At 58.5% G+C, this 23,354-nt stretch carries 16 protein-coding genes; 3 read left to right on the top strand and 13 right to left on the bottom strand.

The window, feature by feature from the left end; all coding sequences use genetic code 11:
* Positions 1–19: 19 nt before the first annotated feature.
* Positions 20–1,357, bottom strand: coding sequence for an MFS transporter (locus QN399_RS20675; protein WP_330201540.1), 1,338 nt, complete (start codon positions 1,355–1,357; stop codon positions 20–22).
* 196 nt (positions 1,358–1,553) lie between these two features.
* Between QN399_RS20675 and QN399_RS20670 the strand changes: the two genes are divergently transcribed.
* Positions 1,554–3,296 (top strand): IlvD/Edd family dehydratase, encoded by a 1,743-nt coding sequence (locus QN399_RS20670; protein WP_330201539.1) that lies wholly within the window; start codon positions 1,554–1,556, stop codon positions 3,294–3,296.
* Positions 3,297–3,402: 106 nt separating this feature from the next.
* Entirely contained in the window at positions 3,403–4,125 is a 723-nt protein-coding gene (locus QN399_RS20665; protein ID WP_322180738.1) for a FadR/GntR family transcriptional regulator, read from the top strand.
* Positions 4,126–4,196: 71 nt separating this feature from the next.
* Here the strand turns inward: QN399_RS20665 and QN399_RS20660 are convergent, their stop codons facing one another.
* The 10 genes from QN399_RS20660 to QN399_RS20615 all read right to left on the bottom strand — a co-directional run bounded on the left by QN399_RS20660 (position 4,197) and on the right by QN399_RS20615 (position 18,356).
* Positions 4,197–6,584, bottom strand: a complete 2,388-nt coding sequence (locus QN399_RS20660; RefSeq protein WP_330201538.1) for an RND family transporter — start codon at positions 6,582–6,584, stop codon at positions 4,197–4,199.
* A 27-nt stretch (positions 6,585–6,611) separates the two neighbouring features.
* Positions 6,612–7,709, bottom strand: a complete 1,098-nt coding sequence (locus QN399_RS20655) for a YCF48-related protein (RefSeq protein ID WP_330201537.1) — start codon at positions 7,707–7,709, stop codon at positions 6,612–6,614.
* 319 nt (positions 7,710–8,028) lie between these two features.
* Positions 8,029–9,387 (bottom strand): DUF1329 domain-containing protein, encoded by a 1,359-nt coding sequence (locus QN399_RS20650; RefSeq protein ID WP_330201553.1) that lies wholly within the window; start codon positions 9,385–9,387, stop codon positions 8,029–8,031.
* Between the two features lie 32 nt (positions 9,388–9,419).
* Complete coding sequence (locus QN399_RS20645; protein WP_330201536.1) at positions 9,420–11,429, bottom strand: DUF1302 domain-containing protein; 2,010 nt, start codon at positions 11,427–11,429, stop codon at positions 9,420–9,422.
* Positions 11,430–11,845: 416 nt separating this feature from the next.
* Positions 11,846–14,503 (bottom strand): aminopeptidase N, encoded by a 2,658-nt coding sequence (pepN, locus tag QN399_RS20640; RefSeq protein WP_330201535.1) that lies wholly within the window; start codon positions 14,501–14,503, stop codon positions 11,846–11,848.
* Positions 14,504–14,513: 10 nt separating this feature from the next.
* Positions 14,514–15,344 (bottom strand): DUF2797 domain-containing protein, encoded by an 831-nt coding sequence (locus QN399_RS20635; RefSeq protein ID WP_322180749.1) that lies wholly within the window; start codon positions 15,342–15,344, stop codon positions 14,514–14,516.
* Positions 15,341–15,601 carry a YeaC family protein gene (locus QN399_RS20630; RefSeq protein ID WP_219061586.1) on the bottom strand — a complete coding sequence of 87 codons (261 nt, stop codon included), beginning with the start codon at positions 15,599–15,601 and terminating at the stop codon, positions 15,341–15,343. Before QN399_RS20630 ends, QN399_RS20635 begins: the two co-directional genes overlap by 4 nt.
* A gap of 27 nt (positions 15,602–15,628) precedes the next feature.
* Positions 15,629–16,498, bottom strand: a complete 870-nt coding sequence (locus QN399_RS20625) for a rhomboid family intramembrane serine protease (protein ID WP_322180752.1) — start codon at positions 16,496–16,498, stop codon at positions 15,629–15,631.
* The gene (locus QN399_RS20620; protein ID WP_219061588.1) at positions 16,495–17,466 is read right to left on the bottom strand and encodes a metallophosphoesterase; all 972 of its coding nucleotides are present in this window, start codon (positions 17,464–17,466) and stop codon (positions 16,495–16,497) included. The genes QN399_RS20625 and QN399_RS20620 overlap by 4 nt, the downstream gene beginning before the upstream one ends.
* Positions 17,466–18,356 (bottom strand): NAD(+) kinase, encoded by an 891-nt coding sequence (locus tag QN399_RS20615; RefSeq protein WP_219061589.1) that lies wholly within the window; start codon positions 18,354–18,356, stop codon positions 17,466–17,468. The genes QN399_RS20620 and QN399_RS20615 overlap by 1 nt, the downstream gene beginning before the upstream one ends.
* Before the next feature lie 144 nt (positions 18,357–18,500).
* Between QN399_RS20615 and QN399_RS20610 the strand changes: the two genes are divergently transcribed.
* Positions 18,501–19,490, top strand: a complete 990-nt coding sequence (locus QN399_RS20610; RefSeq protein ID WP_322180754.1) for a DUF1853 family protein — start codon at positions 18,501–18,503, stop codon at positions 19,488–19,490.
* Between the two features lie 33 nt (positions 19,491–19,523).
* Here QN399_RS20610 and QN399_RS20605 read toward each other — a convergent pair whose 3' ends face one another.
* Positions 19,524–20,741: an MFS transporter gene (locus tag QN399_RS20605; protein ID WP_322180756.1), complete on the bottom strand. Its 1,218-nt coding sequence runs from the start codon at positions 20,739–20,741 to the stop codon at positions 19,524–19,526.
* Between the two features lie 187 nt (positions 20,742–20,928).
* Positions 20,929–22,272, bottom strand: a complete 1,344-nt coding sequence (locus QN399_RS20600; protein WP_330201534.1) for an MFS transporter — start codon at positions 22,270–22,272, stop codon at positions 20,929–20,931.
* Positions 22,273–23,354 lie beyond the last annotated feature (1,082 nt).

The following is a 23,354-nucleotide window of genomic DNA, read 5'->3' as shown; positions in this document are numbered from 1 at the left end:
GCTCCCTTCTTTGCAGGATTCAAGGACGGCTGGCAGGCTGAGCCCTTTGGCTTCGGGCGCTGGCAGCAAATTCGGTCGGAGCCAGAGCGTGTTTACGCTCAAGCAGGCGGTAGACGATGCCAGTCAGGAACAAACCGAAGACCATGACGCCAGACAGGAAGTACAGGCCCGACGCAAGGTTGCCGGTGTACTCCTTCAGCGCGCCGATCACGAACGGTCCGATGTAACCGCCGAGGTTGCCGACCGAGTTGATCAGGGCGATACCGGCCGCCGCGCTGGCCCCGGCAAAGAATCGTCCCGGCAAGGTCCAGAACACTGCCGTGCAGGAAAACAACGCAAACGCTACCAGGCACAGAGCGGCCAGTTGTAGCACCGGCATCGTCAGCCAGGCGCTGAGAAACAGGCCAATGGCGCCGAGCACATACAGCACCGCCAGGTGTCCGTAGCGGTCATTCAATCGGTCGGAGCTGCGCGGGATGATCAGCAAACCGATGATGCCGAAAATATAGGGCACCGCCGAGACGAAACCGGTGCTCAGGTCGCTGCCGCCGAACTGCTTGATCAAGGTCGGCAGCCACAAGCCCAGTCCATAAATGCTCAGGGTCACGGGCAGGTAGAACAGCGCCAGGAGTAACACGCGCTTGTCTTTAAGGGCATGCAACGGATTGCCGTGACGGGTCTGGCCGTACTCTTCCTGGTCCTTTTTCAGCTCACCGGCCAACCAGTTCTTCTCGGTCTGGTCCATCCACTTCACCTGTTTCGGACCATCCGGCAACCAACGCAACACCGGCCAGGTCAGCAGAATCGCCGGGGTGCCTATGACGATGAACAGCCACTGCCATCCGTGCAGACCCAACACACCATCCATCCCCAGCAGGCCACCGGAAACCGGCCCGGTGATCATCATGGCAATGGGTTGCGACAGGATGAACAAGCCGAGGATTTTGCCGCGATGGCGAACCGGGAACCATTGGGTGATGTAGTACAGCACCCCCGGAAAGAAGCCCGCCTCCGCCGCGCCCAGCAGCAAGCGCATCACGTAGAAACTGTGCGGCCCTTGGACAAACGCCATGCCGATGGTGATCGCGCCCCAAGTGATCATGATGCGGGCGAACCAGCGGCGGGCACCGAAGCGCTCAAGCATCAGGTTGCTGGGGATCTCCAACAGGAAGTAGCCGATAAAAAACAGCCCGGCGCCCAACCCGTAGGCGGCATCACCGATGCCCAGGTCCGCGCCCATGTGCAGTTTGGCGAAGCCGACGGCAGAGCGATCAACGTAAGCAATCAGGTACAGCAGGATCAGGAAGGGAATCAGTTTCAGGGTGATGCGGCGTATAAGCCGGAGTTCCTGGCTCATGAAGGTGGTCTCCAATTGTTTTTGTTATGGAACCTCGGGGATCGCCTCTGCACCTTACAGCACTGGCAGGGTCGTCCCTCGCTGGAAATCGACTATATAGTATTACTATTTAAGCCACAACTCTTCCAAATACAGGTTTTTAGGCTTACTTTAACCAAAGAAAACGCCATTAAGTCTTACAATAAGAGTGATGATCATGTCTGATTCCGAAAAAAAACCACCCCTGCGTTCTGCCCAATGGTTTGGTACTGCCGACAAAAACGGCTTTATGTACCGCAGCTGGATGAAGAATCAGGGCATCGCCGATCATCAATTCCATGGCAAGCCCATCATTGGTATCTGCAATACCTGGTCGGAGCTGACGCCGTGCAACGCACATTTCAGGCAGATCGCCGAGCACGTCAAACGTGGGGTGATCGAAGCCGGCGGCTTCCCGGTGGAGTTCCCGGTGTTTTCCAACGGCGAATCCAACCTGCGCCCTACCGCCATGTTCACCCGTAACCTGACGAGCATGGATGTCGAAGAAGCGATCCGTGGGAACCCTATCGATGGCGTAGTGCTGCTGACCGGCTGCGATAAAACCACCCCGGCACTGCTGATGGGCGCCGCCAGTTGCGACGTGCCTGCCATCGTCGTCACCGGCGGGCCGATGCTCAACGGCAAACACAAGGGCAAGGACATCGGCTCCGGCACCGTGGTCTGGCAACTCAGCGAACAGGTAAAGGCCGGGCAGATCAGCCTCGACGACTTCCTCGCGGCTGAAGGCGGCATGTCCCGTTCGGCAGGCACCTGCAACACCATGGGCACCGCTTCGACCATGGCCTGCATGGCCGAAGCCCTCGGCACTTCCCTGCCCCATAACGCGGCGATTCCCGCAGTCGATGCACGACGCTACGTGCTCGCGCATATGTCGGGCATGCGTGCGGTTGAAATGGTCCGTGAAGACCTGCGTCTGTCGAAAATCCTCACCAAAGAAGCCTTCGAAAACGCTATTCGGGTCAACGCCGCCATCGGTGGCTCGACCAATGCGGTCATTCACTTGAAGGCGATTGCCGGACGTATCGGCGTCGAACTGGACCTCGACGACTGGACCCGCATGGGTCGCGGTATACCGACCATCGTCGACCTGCAACCCTCGGGGCGCTTCCTGATGGAAGAGTTTTACTACGCGGGGGGGCTGCCTGCGGTGCTGCGTCGCCTCGATGAAGCCAATCTGTTGCCCAACCCGGATGCCCTGACCGTCAACGGTAAAACCCTACGCGACAACAACAAAGCCGCGCCAATCTATGGCGAAGATGAAGTGATCCGTACAATCGACAACCCGATTCGCGCCGACGGCGGCATCTGTGTGCTGCGCGGCAACCTTGCACCACTGGGGGCCGTACTCAAACCTTCAGCCGCCAGCGCCGAATTGATGCAGCACCGTGGCCGGGCCGTGGTGTTCGAGAACTTCGACCACTACAAGGCACGGATCGACGACCCTGAACTGGACATCGACGCCAGCTGCGTCATGGTGATGAAAAACTGTGGACCGAAGGGTTATCCAGGCATGGCCGAAGTCGGCAACATGGGTTTGCCTGCGAAACTGCTGGCTCAGGGCGTGACCGATATGGTGCGCATCTCCGACGCGCGCATGAGTGGCACCGCCTATGGCACGGTGGTCTTGCATGTGGCACCGGAAGCCGCTGCGGGCGGACCGTTGGCGGTGGTGCATGAAGGTGACTGGATCGAACTCGACTGCGCCAACGGCCGTTTGCACCTGGACATCTCCGATGCTGAACTGGCCGGGCGCCTGGTCGACTGGCAAGCGCCAGAGGGATTACTGCTGGGCGGTTATCGCCAGCTGTACATCGACCATGTGATGCAAGCCGATCAAGGCTGCGACTTCGACTTCCTGGTCGGCTGTCGTGGCGCCGACGTGCCACGTCATTCGCACTGAGTTTGCGGGATAAATAACAGGGCGACGATACTATCGTCGCCCTGTATGCCCCCCTGCGCGATGCTATTATGCGCAGCACTTATTGCTCAGGAACGACTCGCCCCTCATGGACTACCGTAAGCCCTCCGTCCGCAAAAGCATGCATGCCCGAATCGTTCAGGACATCGGCATGCAGATCGTATCCGGCCGCTTCAAGCCCGACGATAAACTGCCTGCCGAAACGACCCTGTGCGAAGAGTACGCAGTTAGCCGGCCGGTGCTACGTGAAGCCACGCGGGTGTTGGTCGCCAAAGGTCTGGTGTATTCCCGGCCGCGGGTCGGCACAGTGGTCAAACCACGTCGCGAATGGCATTTGCTCGACCCGGACGTGCTGCATTGGGTCATGCAAAGCAGCCCGCAAAATGAATTCTTCAACCTGCTGACCAGCGTGCGCAGCATCATCGAGCCCGCTGCGGCCGCCCTCGCCGCCCAATACGCAACCGATCAGGACATTGCTTCGATTGGCGAGGCCTACCAACGCATGGAAGCCGCGCCGACGCCTGAAGCACTGTTGCAGCCAGACTTGGACTTCCACAGCAGGATCGCCGACGCCACCCATAACGACCTGCTCGCCCACCTGTGCAACATGCTGTCACTGGCCCTGCGCGAAGCGTTGAAACACTCCAACCAACGACCAAACCTCCATGAGCTGGCGATGCCGCGCCACAAAGCGATCCTGACCGCCATCGAAAACCGCGACGCCCTCGGCGCACGCCATGCCACGCTGGTACAACTGGATGACGCAAGAAGCGCCCTGAACGTGGTGTTGGGGCAGGATGTGGCGTTGTAACAGAAACCAATCCTAACTCGGCAATAAAAAACCGCAGCCCTTGAGCTGCGGTTTTTTTATTGCGGACGACTTCAGTGAGAGAACAACGAGTTCCCGACCTTGCCCGCCATGCTCTCCGGTTTGATCAGGAACCGCGCCAGTGCTGGCAGTAGCCACAGGGCACCGAACATGTTCCACAGGAGCATGAAGGTCAGCATCAGGCCCATGTCAGCCTGAAACTTGATTGCCGAGAAGATCCAGGTGCAAACCCCGATAGAGAGGCACAAGCCGGTAAACAGCACCGCTTTACCGGTGGACTTCAAGGTCTCGTAATACGCTTCCTGCAGAGGCAGACCGGCACGCAGGAAGCTTTCCAGACGGCTGTAAACGTAGATCCCGTAATCCACACCGATGCCCACACCCAGCGCGACCACCGGCAAGGTCGCGACTTTCACCCCGATGCCCATGAAGGCCATCAAGGCGTTGCCCAGTACGGACGTCAGCACCAGCGGCAGGACGATGCACAAGGTCGCCGCCCATGAACGGAAGGTGATCATGCACATGGTCGCCACGCAGAGGTAGACCAGGATCAGGATCGTCAACTCCGACTCCTTGATCACTTCGTTGGTGGCCGCCTCAATCCCGGCATTGCCCGCGGCGAGGAGGAATTGCAGACCATCCTTGTCGTTGTCTCTGGCGAAGTCCTTGACTGCATGCACCGCGCGATCAAGGGTTTCGGCCTTGTGGTCGTTGAGGAACACCAACAGCGGTGCCAGCGAGCAATCGTTGTTGTACAGGCCGTCAGCGCGGGAGATGGAGTTGTTCAGCACGTCCTTGTTACGCGACAGGGATTCCCATTTCAGGTTGCCCTCGTTCATGCCCTTGATCATCTGCTTGGACACGGTCACCAGGGAAATCGCCGACTGCACGCCTGGGGTGTTCTCCATCTTCCAGGTCAGTTCGTTGATGGCAGACATCGTCGGATAGGCCGAGCAGCCTTCTGGCGGGGTCTTGACCATCACCACCAAGACATCCGAGCTGGTGGAGTAGTTTTTGATGATGAAACTGTTGTCTTTGTTGTAGCGCGAGTCCGGACGCAGTTCCGGCGCCCCCTGATCGAGGTCACCGATTTTCAGGTTCTGGCTGTACCAGAGCCCACCACCGAAGGCCAGCAACGCCAGGCCAATAGACACCGGCGCAACTTTTGCGCTGGCGAAATTCGACAGCAGGCGCCAGAACGGATGCTCACGCACCGCATCCTTTTTGCTGCGTTCAACGGCTTTCTTGCTGATGCCGACATAGGAAATCGCCACCGGCAACAGGATCAGGTTGGTGAAAACGATGACCGCGACACCAATCGACGCGCCGATGGCCAGCTCGCGGATCACGCCGATGTCGATAATCAGCAAGGTGATGAAACCCACTGCGTCGGCAAGGATCGCGATCATCCCCGGCAAAAACAGTTGGCGGAACGTCCGTCGAGCAGCGGTCAAGGCGTTGTCGGCATCGCTGGACTGCATGGCGATGCCGTTGATTTTTTGTACGCCGTGGGAAATACCGATGGCGAAAATCAGGAACGGCACCAACATCGAATACGGGTCCAGGCCGAAGCCCACCACGTGCATCAACCCCAATTGCCAGACCACCGCAATCAGCGTGGTGCTGAGCACCGCGATGGTGCTGCGGATACAGCGCGTGAACCAGATGAGCAGCACCAGGGTGATCAGGAAAGCCACACCAAAAAACAGGACCACCATGATCAGGCCATCGATCAGGTCGCCGACTTTCTTGGCGAAACCGACGATGTGCACCTTCACATTAGGGTTCTGCGCCTGGAACTTGTCGCGAATTTTCTCTTCGAGCTGATGGGAAAACTGCCGGTAATCGAGGGCAAGCAGCTTGCCTTGATCATTCGGGTCCGGGTAGGACTCGAGCAACGGAATATCCACGATGCTCGATTTGAAATCGTTGGCCACCAGTCGACCGACCTGACCCGACTTGAGCACGTTGTTGCGCAGTTGATCAAGGCTGTCTTCGGACCCGTTGTAGCTTTGCGGGATGACTTCACCACCAGCAAACCCTTCTTCGGTCACTTCGGTCCAGCGCACGCTAGGACTCCACAGCGACTTCAACCCGGATCGATCAACGCCGGAGATGTAGAACACCTCGTCATTGATCAGTCGCAGGGTCTCCATGTACTCCTTCGTGAAGATGTCGCCGTCCACCGCTTCCACGGAAACCCGTACGGTATTGCCGAGGTTGGCCAGATCGTTGCGGTGTTCAAGCATCTTCTGGATGAAGGGATGCTCGAGCGGAATCATTTTTTCGAAACTGGTCGAGGGCCGAACCAACGTCGCCTGATAGAACAGAAAGGTACTGACCAGCAGGCAGATAAAGACCACTACCGGGCGATTGTTGAAAATCAACCGTTCAAGGAACGTCGCCTTGTCTTGATGATGAAGTGGTTGATGATTGGTCATGCGAAAACTTCCTCGCCTTAATAGGTCTTATTGTTGGACCAGCTCAGCGCCGGTTGGCGAGGTAACGCGAACGCCACCCTGTCCTACCAGAATCAGATCGCCCTTATCGTCGGCGGTCACGCCTGCCAGGGAGATGCGGTCAGGACGATTGGACACCTTGAACGAAACGCCGTCGTCAGTGCTGCGCATCACACTGCCGCCATTGCCCACCACTACCAGCGAGCCGTCAGACAGCAGGGCCGCATTCGACAGGCCGAACTCCAGCGGGCCACGTGCGCCCTTGAGTTCGATGGTGGTCCAGGTAGTGCCGAAGTCAGTGGACCGAAACAGGTTACCGCGCAGGCCGTAGGCCAACAGCGTGCCGGATCTGGCAGTGCCGATCACACCGAACAGGGAACCCTGATAAGGGCTTTGTACGCGCTCCCAGGTTTGTCCCTCGTCGGCAGAACGGAACATGCTGCCCATTTCCCCAACAATGAACAGACCCGAATCCTTGACCTGGGCGATGCCGTTGTAGTGGTACTGGTCCTGGTTGTCGATTCGGTCGCTGACATCGGCCCAATGCGCGCCGCCATCAGTGGTCGTCAGCAAGGCGCCATAGGCTCCCACGGCAAAACCTGTCTGGGCGTCCTTGAACCAGACATCCAGCAAGGGTGCTTCGCGGTTGAGGTCTTCGAATTGCTTGGTCCAAGTCGCGCCTGCATCGGCACTGGCAAGAATCTGTGCATCGTGCCCGACTGCCCAACCATGCGTGTCGTCGACAAAATAGACCGCCGTCAGCAACTGCCGGCTCGGCACTTTGGCCTGAGTCCAGGTCTTGCCCTGATCATCGGAATACAGAATGTGGCCCCGGTCGCCCACAACGATCAGCCGCGCACCGGCATGGGTCACGTCGAGCAATAACCCGTGAGAGGATTTGGGCGATTCGATGGAAAAAGTAGAGTCTTCAGCCGTGCTTTGCGCAGCCTGCAAGGGCGCGGCAAAACCAGATACCGACAGCGCGCCGAGCAGCGAGATGGTCACTGAGAGTGCCGCCGCCAGGGACTTGCCTTTACGTAACGCCGATGGACGACCTATAGCCGCATCCACATCGGACTGGGTGCGCCGATTTACAGGCTCACTCATAGACCTCTCCCCCGTTATTGTTATTAGGTCGACCTCAAGGTGTCCCAGAGGGCCGCAACCGCTCTAGAAAAACCCTTTGGAAGCAGACCTATCCTATCCAGCTTTAGAAACGTATGACAATCGACATGACGTTATCTTTTGTTAAGCCGGGCATGCGTGATTGATGGCTTATTCGTTTGCTTGATGACCAGGGTGCGAGCGGACATACCCTATCAAGAAGGGCACGCCTGATTGCAAGACTGCCCGTCCCGGCAGATCGCGCACCTGTGTGGTGACACGCGAGACTGCGATGAAGGGGCCAGGGCAGTCTCACTGCCCCCTACCGGGTACCGCGCCGGCGCAAGGCAGCTGGTTTGAACTCGCTTTCATCAGGGCTGATCTGGCTGAAGTCGATGGTATTAGGCTCCTCATTGTCCAGGTTCTGCACGTGATAGCGACGGGCCTGAAGATCGTGAAATACGTCCAGTGCAGACCAGGTGGTGGGCAGTTCGTAGTAGTTTTTCAAGTAGGCCATCGATACCCGCCACAATTCGCCGCGGCTGTCGTACTGATCGACCACCGCCGCTTGCCAGCTGTCCTCATCCAGATACAGGGTCCGTCTGGAATAGATATGCCGTGCGTTCGGTTTGAGCGTGCCCTCCACCACCCACACCCGATGCAACTCGTGACGCGTATAGGCAGGGTTCAAATGGCCCGCCTGCAACAATTGCTTGTAACTGACCTCCGGGCTGGACACCTTGTAGTTGTTGTAGGGGATGTAAATTTCCTTTTTGCCCACCAGCTTCCAGTCGTAACGGTCCGGCGAACCGTTGAACATGTCGGTGTCATCAGCCGTGCGTAAACCGTCGGCAGCGGGGATTGGCGTGTCATAAGCCAGATTCGGTGCGCGCCGCACCCTGCGCTGGCCTGCGTTATACGCCCAGGCCTGACGTGGCTCCTTAACCTGATCAAGGGTTTCATGCACCAGCACCGCAGAACCGGCAAGACGCGCCGGGCTTTTGGTGAACGACAGGTAATAGAACATCACGTTGCCCAAGCCGGCGTAAGAGCCATCGGGTTCATAAAACTTGAACTTGGCCTCCTGCTGCGACGTGATCGGACTGAAACTGCCATTACGCTGTACAGCCACTTCCGACGCACGACGCACCACATAGGTACCGCGGTAGCGGGCAATGTGGTTCCACAGCGCTTCAACCCCGCTTTGCGGCATCGGGAACGGAATACCTCCGTATGCATCGACAAAGCCGTTGCCGCCACCGATCAATTTGGCGCTGCCGGCGTTCTTGCGGGTGTTGTCATAGACCCATTGCGGTGCCGCTCCGGTGCGGCGAGTGGTGTAAACCGGCATCTGGTAGCTGTTCGGGTACGTTTCGAACATCGCGATCTGACCCGGCGTCAGACTTACTTTGTATTGGTCCAGATTGGCCTTGGTGATGGTGAACAACGGCGTGTCTGTGCCAAAGGGATCGACATGCGGTTTGCCGGGGCCTTTGTAACCCGCAGGCGCTTGGGTGAGACCACCACTCCAGGCCGGAATGGTGCCCGCCGCGTTGCCAGCCTTTTCAGCGCCCAGTGGGGTCAGGCTTTTATCCCACGCAGCAGCGTCCGCGGCCTGGACAGTGTTGGCCGTCAGCGTCAGGACAAAGGCGACTGCCATTGACCGATGCGTCTTGAGCATCTGTTTCATGAGCATCTGCACTCTCCTTGATTTCAAAACGAATATTTGACGTTCAGCCCGATGTTGTCCCGGTCGCGAATGGCACTGTTCTGCCCTGCCCCGTAAAACTCGGTGTATTGCAGCTCGGCTTCCAGACGGTTCTGGTAGTTGGCCCTAACGCCGAGGGTGTAAGCCTTGCGTCCCTCGATGAAATTGCCGGTCTGGTGAGAGTTGCCCTCGAAGTCATCCTTGTAGATAACGAAGGGCGACAGGTTGACCCCCGCATACGCATCGTTCCAGGTGCCCTGGAACATCAGCGTGTAGCCAAAAGCGTTTTTATTGACCTGGTCGTCTCGGTCATGGCCATTGATGTACGGAACGTTGCCACGGCTGGAGTAATAACGAGTGCTGCCATCCCAAGCGGTATATTTCAAGCTGCTACCGCGCAAGTGTTCGGAAGACAGCTCGGCGACGCCGGTCAGCGAATCAAAACTCATTCGTGGGCCGAAGTTGTAGATCGTGCCCAATGAGGTGTTGAACATTTCGACGCGTTCGGCGTTATGGATCCTGTCCCCCAGCCTGACGTCATTACCGCCGATATTGACCAGGGCACCCGAGGCCATTTGTGGGGCCTGCATCAGCAAATCGCCGAGTAAATCGCTGGTGGTGGCGATACCAATCGGCATGTTCGGCCGATAAGCCAGTTCCCCGAACAACGAGGCGTCACCCAGAGTCGTGTTGAAGCTGACACCAAACATGCGGATGTCTTCAGCGTATTCGCGACGCCCCTGGACCTGATTGGCGACGTCCATGGTGGCCATTCCCCCCACCGCCGAGGTCAGGGTGCTGCGATAGGCTTGGGCCAGTGGCGAATTGGGGGCGGCAGCCAGTGCCGCCTGCAATTGCGCCACGCTGATACCGGCCTGAGCGGCCACCGCCTGTTGAATCGCAGGCGTGGTCGCGGCGGTCAGCTCGGCCAGATTCAACCCACTGTAGCTGCCCAGGTCAGCGTAAATGGTCGGTTCTTTGGCGTGATAGTTGACGAAGTAAAAGCCGAATTCGGTGGCGTTGAGCTGTTCGGCCAGATAGCGGAAAGCCACGCCGTATTGCCCGTCGTTTCTCGCGTTGATATCAGGCCCGATCGAGGCCACCTTGAAATTGCCGACGGCGTCAGCACCACCTCCGCCTTGCAGGCCCCCGGCACCCGCCGCACTGAGGCCCTGATACAAACCGTTGAGTTCGGTCAGCTGCGGCATCACCGCATAGGCCGTATTGCCACCATCGGCAAACAGATCGGTTTCCGAAAAATAGGTGCCCACCGGATCAACCTGGGTTTCCTTCCAGCTGAATTGGTAGAAGGTTTCCATCGACAGGTTGTCGCTCAACCCCACGTTGAAATTCAGCGCCTCGATGGGCACCAGTACCTCCTTGAGTTCAGAGCCAGGCAACCGGAATTGCGCAGCATTGATCGGGTTGGTGGTGTTGACTCCACCTCGATAGAAAAGCCCCTCGCCCCAGTTGAATACTTGTCGGCCCAGACGCGCCGTCAGCGGCAAATCACCGACCTCCCAATTACCGTAGACATAGGCATCGAGAATTTGTGCATCGCGCCCGGCACTGTGACGAGTGGCATAAGTGAAGCTGTCGTTATGCGGAAAGTTCTGACTGGGTTGCGACGGATTATTGTTACCCGAGTAATCGGTGCGCTTATCCATAATCTGTGTGTCATAGAACGCCGAGCCACGTACGAAAGCTCCATAGTTCTTGTAGGAAACTTCCAAGTCACTCGTAACTTTATAAACCTCCGAGACCAATCCGGTATCAAAGTTACGATTACCGTCATTGATATTGACATCATCATTAGTCTTGTCCCGGCCTTGCACTCGCCAAAGCTGCCCATAAGACAATGTGGTATCGAACGAGCCTTTGATTTCATCATCGGCGAAACTGAACTCGACAGCCTCGACCTCCACGCCGCCCAGCAAGGGCAAAAGCCCGGCAAAGGTAAAGCCCGCAACCCTTGGTGCGAAAAGCAACCGCGCCCTGACAGGTCCCTTCTCCATAATGACTTACTCCCTGAAGTTACTTATTTACATGCATTAATTATTTTTATAAGAAACATCCCTTTAGCTTGTAGGAAATTTCACAAGTTAAACGCACGCAAGCCGTTCTCAAGTTAAAAACCCGCAATCCGGATGCCAAATGTAATAACAAAGGAGAGGATAAGTGTTACAGAACAAAAAACCAATCATTAAGGCAATAACATACGCCGTTCAACGCACGGAGAATATCCCAAGCAGTATTTCAGGAGCGAATACAATCCGACACACACCGAAAAGTTAGTAACTGCATGTGAGTTATCCGTCCAAGACAGGCCGTCGATACTTTCTTTACGCAAAAAAATGTTACCCCATTGTTTGCGGGTAACACTTTTCAGAGGGGACTATCCATTGTGCCTGTTGCTGGCGAAGGCGATGAATCAAGCCAGACTTTTGCTCACCACCTCATACACGTCGCTCGACAGATCGCCCGAAGCACGAATGCGCTCCAGTTCGGCCTTCATCAGGGCCTGACGGGCGCTGTCGTATTTGCGCCAGCGTGTCAGCGGTGCCAATTGGCGCGAGGCGATCTGTGGATTGAAGGCGTTCAGCTCAATCACCAGGTCCGCCAGGAAGCGATAGCCCGAGCCATCCGCCGCATGGAAGTTGATCAGGTTCTGACCGGCGAATGCGCCGACCAACGCACGAACCTTGTTCGGATTTTTCATCGTGAAGGCCGGGTGCGCCATCAACGCTTTAACCCGTTGCAGGCCACCGGGCAAGGTGCTTGCAGCCTGGACGCTGAACCATTGGTCCATGACCAGCGGATTGTCCTTGAAGTTGTCGGCAAACGTGGCCAGGGCCTTGGCTTTCTCTTCGGCGAATGGCGAGTTCACCAACACCGCGAGCGCAGTCAAGCGCTCGGTCATGTTGTCGCACGTATCGAACTGCTCAAGGCAGGCCGCAAGCACCTGCGGTTTGCCACTGAGCATCAGGTACGACAGGGCGATGTTTTGCAGGCCACGACGGGCAAAATGCTCGGCCTCGGCGACATAAGCGGTCTTTTTCGACAGCTCGCGGTTGGCCTGGTAACGCTGCCATAAGCCCTCGAACAGGCTGTCGGCCAATTGCTTGCGGGCAAACTCGCGGGCGGCATGGATCGCGTCCACGTCGGCGACTTCGCTGATTTCTGTCAGATAGGCCTCGCCCGGCAACGACAGCATCTCGGCAACCATGGCCTGATCAAGCTGATCGTCAGCCAGCACGCTGTTCAACGCAGTGACCAGACGCTGATCGAGCACCAGGGCCTCACCCTTCTGGTGTTGGCCGATCAATTCCTGCAGCACCTGTACCGACAGTTGCTGGCCTGCTTCCCAGCGATTGAAGCCGTCACTGTCATGCTGCATCAGGAACATCAGTTGGTCACGGTTGTACGGGAAGCTCAGTTTCACCGGTGCCGAGAAACCACGCAGCAACGACGGCAGCGGCTTTTCAGCGATGTCGACGAAGGTGAAGGTCTGCTCGGCTTCGTTCACCGAAATCACCCGCGAGGTGCCCGACGCCGTTGCTTCTCCGGACAGACGCAAGGCGATTTCGCCGCCCTGCGCATCCATCAAGCCGAGCGCCACCGGGATCACGAAGGGTTGTTTTTCCTGTTTGTCCGGGGTCGTCGGGTAGCTTTGACGGAAAGTCAGGCTGTAGGTTTTCGCCGCGCTGTCATACGCCTCGCTCACCGCCAGACGTGGGGTGCCCGCCTGGCTGTACCAGCGTTTGAACTGGGTCAGCTCGACGCTATTGGCGTCTTCCATGGCTTTGATGAAGTCATCACAGGTCACGGCTTGACCGTCATGGCGTTCAAAGTACAGGTCGCTGCCTTTACGGAAGCCCTCGGTACCGAGCAAGGTGCGCAACATGCGCACCACTTCCGAGCCCTTCTCGTACACGGTCAGGGTATAGAAGTTGGAAATCTCGATGAAGCTGGCCGGGCGCACGGCGTGGGCCATCGGGCCGGCATCTTCGGCGAACTGGTGGGTACGCAGGTAAGCGACGTCTTCGATGCGCTTGACCGTGCGCGAGTTCATGTCGGCCGAGAACTCAGCGTCACGGAAGACCGTGAAGCCTTCCTTCAACGACAGCTGGAACCAGTCGCGGCAAGTCACGCGGTTGCCCGACCAGTTGTGGAAATATTCGTGGGCGACCACCGCTTCGACCCGCTGGTGCGCGGCATCGGTGGCGGTTTCGGCGCGGGCCAGCACACAGCTGGAGTTGAAGATGTTGAGGCCCTTGTTCTCCATGGCGCCCATGTTGAAGTCGTTGACCGCCACGATCATGAAGATGTCCAGGTCGTATTCGCGACCGTAGGTCTCTTCGTCCCAGCGCATGGACTTCTTCAGGCTGTTCATGGCGTGCTCGCACTTGTCGACGTTTTCAGGCTCGACATAAATGCGCAGTGTCACGTCGCGCTGGTTCATGGTGGTGAACACGTCTTCGATGCACCACAGATCGCCGGCCACCAGCGCGAACAGGTACGCCGGCTTCATGAACGGATCTTCCCAGGTCGCCCAATGCCGACCGTCCTCTCCCGGGCCACTGGCAATCGGGTTGCCGTTGGACAGCAGTACCGGATAGCTGTGCTGCTCGGCGCTGACGGTGGTGGTGAACTTGCTCATCACGTCAGGTCGGTCGAGGTAATAGGTGATCTTGCGGAAGCCTTCGGCCTCGCACTGGGTGCAGAACATCCCGCTGGACTTGTACAAGCCTTCCAGCGCGGTATTGGTTTCCGGGTGAATCCGTACCGAGGTGTCGAGGGTGAATTGCGCAGCCTTGGGTTGCACGGTCAGCTGGTCGGGAGTCTGTTGGTAGTCGCCGACACCCAGTTCAGTGTCGTCGAGCTTGAGCGACAGCAGTTCGAGCAACTGCCCATCCAGCACCAGCTGCGGCAGACCGGCACCGCGCGCCGGGTTACGACGCATCACCAGTTGCGCATGGACCAGAGTGTGGTCCTCGAACAGTTCGAAGGTCAGGTGCGTCTCGTCAATGAGGTACTCAGGCGCCTGATAGTCTTTCAGATAGATCATTTTCGGTTGTTCTGTGCGCATGCTGGAGTCCTTACTGATGCACGGCGAGCTGATAAGCCGTGTACTTACGAATATTGATCACGCCGGTATCGAAGATCAGGTACTGCCCCTTGATCCCCATCAGCGTGCCTTCAGCGATCGGGTTCTTGTCCAGATTGAAGCTGACGATCTTGGTCGGATAAGCCTCGACCGGGTAACGAATTTCAATTGGCTCGACGTCATGCAAGAGTTGGACGGCCTGCAGGCCGAATCGTTCTTGCAAGCCGAGCAAGCCTTCGCCACAGGTGTCGAACAGTTGCTGGCGAACGGCTTTAAGGTCCACCGGCGGTGCATCGCCCTTGAGCAAGGCACGCCAGTTGGTACGGTCGGCCACCTGACTGCGCAACAGGTCTTCGACAAAACCGGACTGCTGCCGCGTCGCGACGCGCACAATCGGCACCGCCTGACTGGCCCCCTGATCAAGCCAGCGGGTGGGCAATTGCGTGGCGCGGGTGATGCCTACCTTGACCCCGGAAGAGTTGGCCAGATAAACCACATGATCGGTCATGCAGAACTGCTCGCCCCACGCCGGATCACGGCAGGTGCCCTGTTCGTAGTGGCATTTTTCCGGGCTCATGATGCAAATATCGCATTGCGCCAGTTTGGTCATGCACGGGTAGCAATACCCTTGGCTGAAGCTGGTCTTGGTCTTGCGCCCGCAATGGGTGCAATTGATCGCGCCCAGGTATTCCAGGCGCACCGTCTTGCCGATCATGGGGTTGACCGGTATGTCCGTGTCGCCCAGACGAAAACCGTACTGCACCCACGGCGCGTCGAGACGCGCCGACATTTTGCTGATTGCACCGCGGCCAATCTCGATCAATGGATAGCATCCGACTTGAACAGGATGTTAGGCACTGTTATCGATTTTGAACTGCATTCCTGCGGTCCCATATAGCCGGTGCGTTGTTCCTCGGGCAAGTTCTGGACTTCCCAGGCGATCAACGCTTGCAAGGACAACTCACGCTGTTCCTGGGACAGCTTGCGACCGTCGGACCACTTGCCGATTTCCACTGCCAATTTCAGGCTTTGGTAAATGTCCGGGGTAATGTTTTCGATCATTTCAACAAAAGAGGACATATCACTCTCCACAGTAAGGACACAATTTTAACCAGCCCGGCGAGCTAAAGCTCCGCCTACAAGACCCGTAACACAACCGATGATCAGGCCGCCGACATGAGCGCCGTTGGCGATGGCGCCGAAGCCCAGCATGCTGATCAGACCCGACAGGCACAGCAGCAGCCAGACCAGCATCATGATCAGTACGCCGCGAGGCAGACGATAAACAGGGTTCGGCGCCAGCCACTGGAAGATCCAGCAATGGCCGAGCAGGCCGTAGAGTACTCCCGAAAGCCCGCCAAACAGGGTCGGCCCACTGACCAGATATTGGGTGTAGTTGGACACCAGGCTGAACAGCAAGGTCAGCCCGAGCAAGTGCCAACTGCCCTCGCGCGACTCGATCCGCCGCCCCAGTTCCCAGTACCACATGCCGTTCATCGACAGATGGAGAATACCGAAATGCACCAGCATCGGTGTGACCAGCCGCCACCACTGCCCCGCTGCCAGACTGTCGGCCAGTGGCATGAAGGTGATGTAGTCACCCCGCACGCGGAAGTCGAGAAAAGTCAGCCAGCTCAGGGTGTCAAACCGGTCACCGAGCAGGGTGACGGCGCCAACCACCAGGCACAGCAGCAATACCAGTGTCGTAACCGGGCTGTTGCGCAATTGTTGGACAAAGCCCGGCCGGGCGTAGGTCGCCCCCAGCTCGACAGCGGGCAATTCATAGGCGGGATCGCCTTCGGGGAAGCGTTGATACAGCACTCGGATGTCATCTGCCAACTGCGCATTTGGCACCCACAAGACCTGCTCGCCCGCCTCCTCGCTGACCCGATGGGGCACGCGCAGGCGTCGCAACAAACCGACGAAGCCGCTCAAGTCAGTGGTCAACGGCAAGCGTAGTACTGCGACAGGACTCATTGCACAGCCTCTGGACGTTCAACATCGACCCAGACGAATTTGCGTGGGTCGATGCAGGTTTCCTGGTCCAGCCGATAGGCGACCAGCTTGCCGTAAAGCACGGCGCTGTAATCCAGACAGGCCAGGTTCGGCCGGATTGGGGCGGGGTTGCCACTGCGCCAATAATGGCCAACGAACAGCAAGGGTTCGTCGATGCCGTAGCGTAACAAGGCATTTTTTTCGAGTGGCGACAACGGTGTCTTCGCGACCAGATCAGGCAAGGCGTCCGGCTGAAACACGACGTCGCCGTACGTTTGCGGGTCGTCTTCCCAAAACTTGGTGCGGAAAAACGCACGGGTCAGGCCATCGCCGCCGGTCAGGGTCAGGCCATGCGGCAGGCGCATGTCTGTCCCCCGCAGCAGACGGTCGAAGACGTTGCTGGCGAAACTGCCGGGCTCGGCGGACGCCTGAACAAAGTGCTCATCTATACAACCGTCGCTGTACTGCGCCCGTAGCGGCTCGATCAAACCCGCGTCCCAACAGGCGTGAACCATGCGAAACCGCCCGGCATCGATAAACAGCGGCATCGTGTAGAACCACGCGAGGAAGTCATGCCAGTCCTGAGGATGCTGGTCGAACTGGCTCAGGGTTTCCTCAAGCAGCCGCGCGTGACGCGGCGTATGTTCGCGCACGAATTGCTTGTGGCTGCCCGGCAAAGCCGGCGTGCTCCAGCCCAACGCATTGAATTCATGGTTGCCCATGATGCAGTGGGCCTGGCCCGCTTCGACCATGTCATGAACGATGTGCAGCGCTTCGCGGATTCGCGGGCCACGGTCGATGATGTCGCCAAGAAACAGCGCGATACGTTCAGGGTGACGCCAGACGCCCGCCTGAAAACGGTAACCGAGGGTGTCGAGCAAGTGCTCAAGGGTATGGGCACAACCATGCACGTCACCGATCAGATCATAGCTACGCGCGGGATCGAGCATCAATCGCCTCCACCACCGAGCCGGCTGCCCCAGCCAAGCTTGGTGCGGCAGACTTCGTAATAATTGTGATCAAGCGGATGAATCAACCGCAGCTTTTGCGGCTTCTTGCTGATGTTGATCGTATCACCGGGAGCGCAGGTGAAATGGTTCTGCCCGTCACACGAGACTTGCGGGTAGATCTGCATGTCTTTGGACACGACGATCTTCAATTCGCTGTTGCCATCGACCACGATCGGCCGGCCTGACAGGGTGTGCGGGTACATTGGCACGATGACGATCGCGTCGAGTTTGGGGTGCATGATCGGCCCGCCCGCCGACAGCGCATAGGCAGTCGAACCGGTCGGCGTGGCGACGATCAGGCCGTCGGCCTTCTGGCTGCAGACGAACTGGCCGTCGATATACAGCTCGAACTCGATCATCCGCGTCGATTTACCGGGGTGCAGTACCACATCGTTGAGCGCATCACCCTGACCAATGGCGTCGCCATGGCGCCGTACTTCGGCCTGAAGCAGGAAGCGGTTCTCCACCAGATAGTGGCCGTCGAGCACTTCGGCGACTTTCACTTCCAGCTCATCGGGACGGATATCGGTGAGGAACCCCAGGCTGCCCCGGTTGATCCCCAGCACCGGCACGTTATGACGCGCCAAGGCCCGGGCAGCACCCAAAAGGCTGCCATCACCGCCGACGACGATGACCATGTCGCAGACTTCGCCCAGCATTTTACGCGTCGACGTCTGCAGACCATGCCCCGGCAAGACTTCGGCGATGGTGTCTTCGAGGATCACGTGCATGTGCCGCTCGAGCAGAAACGCCTTCAGTCGGCGAACGGTATCAAGCACCTGCGAACTGCCGAGGCGACCAATGATGCCGATATTGCGAAATTGCTCCATGGGGCTCCTGCGGGATTCGATACGACTCAAAGAAAGCGATTATGGGTGAAAGGCCTGCCCAGCGGCAAACCGGTGCGGATTATTTGCCTGCCCGGACATCCTCGCGAATGACCCAACCCCCTCAACACAGGCTATTCTCGCTGAATGACTTTATTCCCGAGCCTACTCGACCTGCCCCGCCAGTTGCGCCACCCCGAAGTGCGCGACCTGGCGTGGGTCATCCTCGCACCGCCGATGCTTGCCGAAACGCCCTGGCCCCAGCGTCACCCCCTGACGGGCAGTGATTGGGTGCAAGCGCCGCACACCCTGGCCGACTGGTTACTGCGTCTGGATCAGGACAGCAGCGCCCTGAATCACTGGCTGGCACTGGGCGCGACCCGACGCCTGGGTCTGTATTACGAGCGGCTGTGGCAATTTGCCGTGCAGCAGGCACCCGGCGTTGAAATGATCGCCGCCAATTTACCTATTCGCCTGGCCGGTCACACGCTGGGGGAGCTGGACATGCTTCTGCGTGACCGGGACGGCGTGCACCACGTGGAGTTGGCGATCAAACTCTATCTGGGGCCGCAACGGGGCGATGGCAAGGACCCCGCGCAATGGTTGGGGCCCGGTTGTCATGACCGACTGGACCGCAAGCTCGCGCACCTGAGCCAGCATCAACTGCCAATCTCGGCACGACCCGAGGCCCGTGAAGCCCTTGATGCACTGGACATTCGCCAGTTCAGCGCTGAACTGTGGCTGGGGGGTTACCTGCTTTATCCATGGCCCGGGAAAGCACAATCACCGGCGGGCGCGCACCGTCAGCACCTGAATGGACGCTGGCTGCATCAGCATGACTGGGCAGATTTCATCGCGCAAAGCCCCGCAGGTCGTTGGCAACCCCTGCCGCGCCATGCCTGGCTGGCTCCCGCCCATTACAGTGAAGCGCAGACCTGGCAGGCCGATCAGTTACAGGAGTGGCTGCTGCAACTGGACCCGCTGGCGCCAGCACAGCTCTTGGTGCGCTTGACCGAAAACGGTGGCGGCGATTGGGAAGAGGCCGAGCGCCTGTTCCTGGTCTCGGATCAGTGGCCCTATCTAGGGAATACCACCAACGCCGTCGCCTCAGTCGCCGTACCAATGCCGCCGGCTTGAGCGTTCGGCCGGAATCTATGCAGTGATAGGTGATCAGACTTTTTTGGTATTGGGCAACAGAACCGTAAAAATCCCCAGCAGTGGCAGGAACGAGCAGAGCGAGTACACGTAGATGATTCCGTGGATATCGGCCAGGTAGCCGAGCAACGCTGCGCCAATCCCACCGAAACCGAACATCAAGCCAAAGAACACCCCAGCAATCATCCCCACGTTGCCCGGCACCAGCTCTTGAGCAAACACCACAATGGCGGAAAACGCCGAGGCCAGAATGAAGCCGATGATCACGCTCAGCACGCTGGTCCAGAACAGGTCCGCATAGGGCAGCATCAAGGTGAACGGCGCCACCCCAAGGATCGAGAACCAGATCACCGTTTTACGCCCGACTTTGTCGCCTATAGGGCCGCCAAAGAACGTACCGGCGGCCACCGCACCGAGAAACAGGAACAGGTGTAGTTGCGAACTGGCCACCGACAGGTCGAATTTCTGGATCAGGTAAAACGTGAAATAGCTGGTGAAACTGGCCATGTAGAAGTATTTGGAAAACACCAGAAAGCCGAGGACCATCAACGCGCCGGTCACCCGCTTTTTCGACAGGCCATGGGTCGCTTGCTGCCCTGCCTTGAGTTTGAACAGGTTCAGGTGCGCGCGGTACCAACGACTGATCGCGTACAGCAAACCGATGGCAAACACCGCGAACAGCCCGAACCAGGCGACATTGCCTTGGCCAAACGGAATGATGATGGCTGCAGCCAGCAGTGGGCCAAATGCCGACCCTGCGTTGCCACCGACCTGAAAGGTAGACTGAGCCAGGCCAAAGCGGCCACCCGAGGCCAGTCGGGCGATACGCGACGCTTCCGGGTGAAATGTCGAAGAACCAACGCCGATCAATGCCGACGCCAGCAGAATGAGCGGAAAGCTGCCGACCATCGACAGCATGACAATCCCTACCAGCGTACAAATAGCACCGGCCGGCAATAGCAGCGGGTTCGGATGACGATCCGTGTAATAACCCACCCAAGGCTGCAACAGCGACGCCGTGATCTGAAAGGTCAGGGTAATCAATCCGACCTGAGTGAAGGTCAACCCGTAGTTGGCCTTGAGCATTGGATAGATCGACGGCAGTACCGCCTGAATCAGGTCATTGATCAAATGCGCCAGAGCCACGGCACCAATGATGCGCATGACCAGAGGACTGCTTTGGCTCGCTGCCAAGGGCGGGACCGGGCTGGACTGAATATTGCTGATAGCCATGAAGATCATCCGTAACAATGGGTATGCGCTTTACAACCGTGATTGCAAAGGATGCCGCCAACAGTGGCGGCGCCAATGTGCCACTTTTTAGCGCATGAATGCCATTTTTTGTTGCGGACTCTGCCTGGCTGGCAAAATTTATCCTCCCTGATGCCAGTGCATCCAAAAGCATCAGTAGAGGTATTCGCTAAGCGACAGATCCCTGCGGCGACACTTCGAATTCATCTGAGCCATCAGCCCCGTGCAAGGAAACCTTCGACGTCTCCGGCAACGCCAATCCGCCCGCCAGCGCCAGCACTGCGACGGCCATCAGGTAAAAAGCCGGGGACAGGTTGCTGCCGGTCGTGGTGATCAGCCAGGTGGCAACCAGTGGCGCGGTACCACCAAAAATCGTGTAGGCCATGTTGTAGGTGATCGCCGAGGCGGTGTAGCGCGTACGTGTAGGAAAGGTTTCGGAGAGCAAGGCCGCCGTGACCACACCACAGAGCACTGCTCCCACCGCCAACAACATTACGCCGATGATCGACGCAATGAACGAGCCGGAACTGGCCATCAGGAATGCGGGATACACCACCACAAGCAACAACACGCCAGCGCTCGCTATTGTCGCCCGCCGCCCGACCCTGTCGGAAAACATCCCGGCCAATGGGCAGATCGCGGCGGCAAAAATCAGCGCAACCACCGACACCAGCAATGCCGTGGCCCGGCTCAGACCGCCTGCGACTTGCAGGTACGTGGCGAAATAGGTGGTGAACATATAAAACGAAAGCGCCGTCAACGACACGAACGCGCCCAGGCAGCAGATCGCGGCACCATGGGTACGCAGGGTTTCGCGCAATGGGGAATGGGCCACTGCAGCCTCGTTGGCGACGGCTTGAAACGCCGGGGTTTCATCCAGTTTCCAGCGCAGATACAGCCCGACCAACCCCAACGGGGCTGCCAGCAGAAACGGCAAACGCCAGCCCCAAGTGCTCATGGCGTCCAGCGACAGCGACGACTCCAGCGCATAGGCCACCACCGCCGCGCAGGCAAAGGCGGAGAACGTCGAGACCGGCACAAAGCTGCCATACCAGGCGCGCTGGGTGCGCGGTGCATGCTCCATCAGATAAGCGCAGGCGCCAGCGTATTCACCCCCGGCGGAAAACCCCTGGGCACAGCGAATCAACGTCAACAACACCGGCGCCAGCACGCCAATTGCCGCGTAATTGGGCAGCACGCCAATCAACGTCGTCGCACCCGCCATCAGCAGGATGGTCAAGGCCAGGGTTTTCTTGCGCCCTACCCGGTCACCGAGCATGCCGAAGAAAATACCGCCCAAGGGCCGAAAAGCGAACGCCACAGCAAAGACAGCGAACGTCTTCAACAACGCGGCGCTGGGGTCGCTGCTGGGGAAAAACTGCTGAGCGATAGTCGTTGCCAAAAAGCCGTACACCGCAAAGTCGAACCACTCGACAAAATTGCCAATGGCCGCCGCACAGATCACGCGTCTCAAGGTGGCAGGGTCTACAGCCTTCATTGCTTGGGTTGTCATGCTGACCTCGGCGCGCTCATCAGGAAGGTATCGATTAGAAGTTATCGATTATCGGGGCCGCGCCGAGATGTACGTGCTCCACATGTGTCATCCGCATACTCAGGGCCGACCCGTTACCAAATGAGATTCGCAGGATTCATGCCATGAGACTCAGAGCGTGGTCCTCGCCGCCATCCCGCGCCGCCCCTGCAAGCCGCCGGTGTGCACAAAAATCAAGCGAGTGCCTCGGGCCAATAACCCTGCTGCCACCCGATCATGCAAAGCCAGTAGCGCTTTGCCGGTATACAGCGGCTCCAGTGGCAGGCCGCTGTCGGCTTCACTGACGGAGATGAAGTCCAGCAAGTGCGGATCGGTCCTGGCAAAGCCGCCGCGGCTCGCGTCCAGCAGGTAATAGCTGCAATGGCGCTCGTTAGCCCGCTCGATGACAGCAGAGACGTGCTCGGCGACACCGTGGTCGTCCGGCACCGCCAGAGCGCCATAGACCGGGTGGGCGCCCGTTTCAGCCAGGACCAGCCCGGCCAGGGTGGTTCCGGTGCCTGCCGCCAACCACCAGGCGTGATAATCGTCCCAACCCAGTTGACTCAATTGGCTGCGCGCTTGAACCACCAAATCGGCACAGCCCAAAGCACCGGGCAATCCACCACCGCCTTCCGGTACCGGGTGCAGGTGCGGGTAAAGTGCTTGCCATGGCAACCAGAAATCCGCCTGATGCCGAGCCCGATAACCGGCGTAACCCAACCAGTGCAGCTGCATGCCAAATGCCTGCAAATCAAGACTTGTCGGGGTGTCTTGCGCATGGCCGCGCAGCAGGCCGACGGTGGGGAAACCGAAGCGTTTGCCCGCTGCGGCCAAGGCATGCAGGTGATTGGAATGCGCACCGCCGAGGCTGATCACGCCTTCAGCACCGGCCTCGGCTGCCGCCGCCAGATGATGAGTCAGCTTGAACCACTTGTTGCCGGAGATCAGCGGGTCGATCAAGTCCAGACGAAGGACAGCCACCTCGACACCAGCCTGTTTTAGCCAAGGCAGATGCAAGGGTTGGAGGGGGGCGTTGGGCGGGTGGCTGTCTCTTATACACATCT

This window comes from Pseudomonas sp. 10C3 (assembly GCF_036346185.1).
In the GTDB taxonomy this organism is placed as follows: domain Bacteria; phylum Pseudomonadota; class Gammaproteobacteria; order Pseudomonadales; family Pseudomonadaceae; genus Aquipseudomonas.
This window is presented reverse-complemented; position numbering and strand designations above follow the sequence as displayed.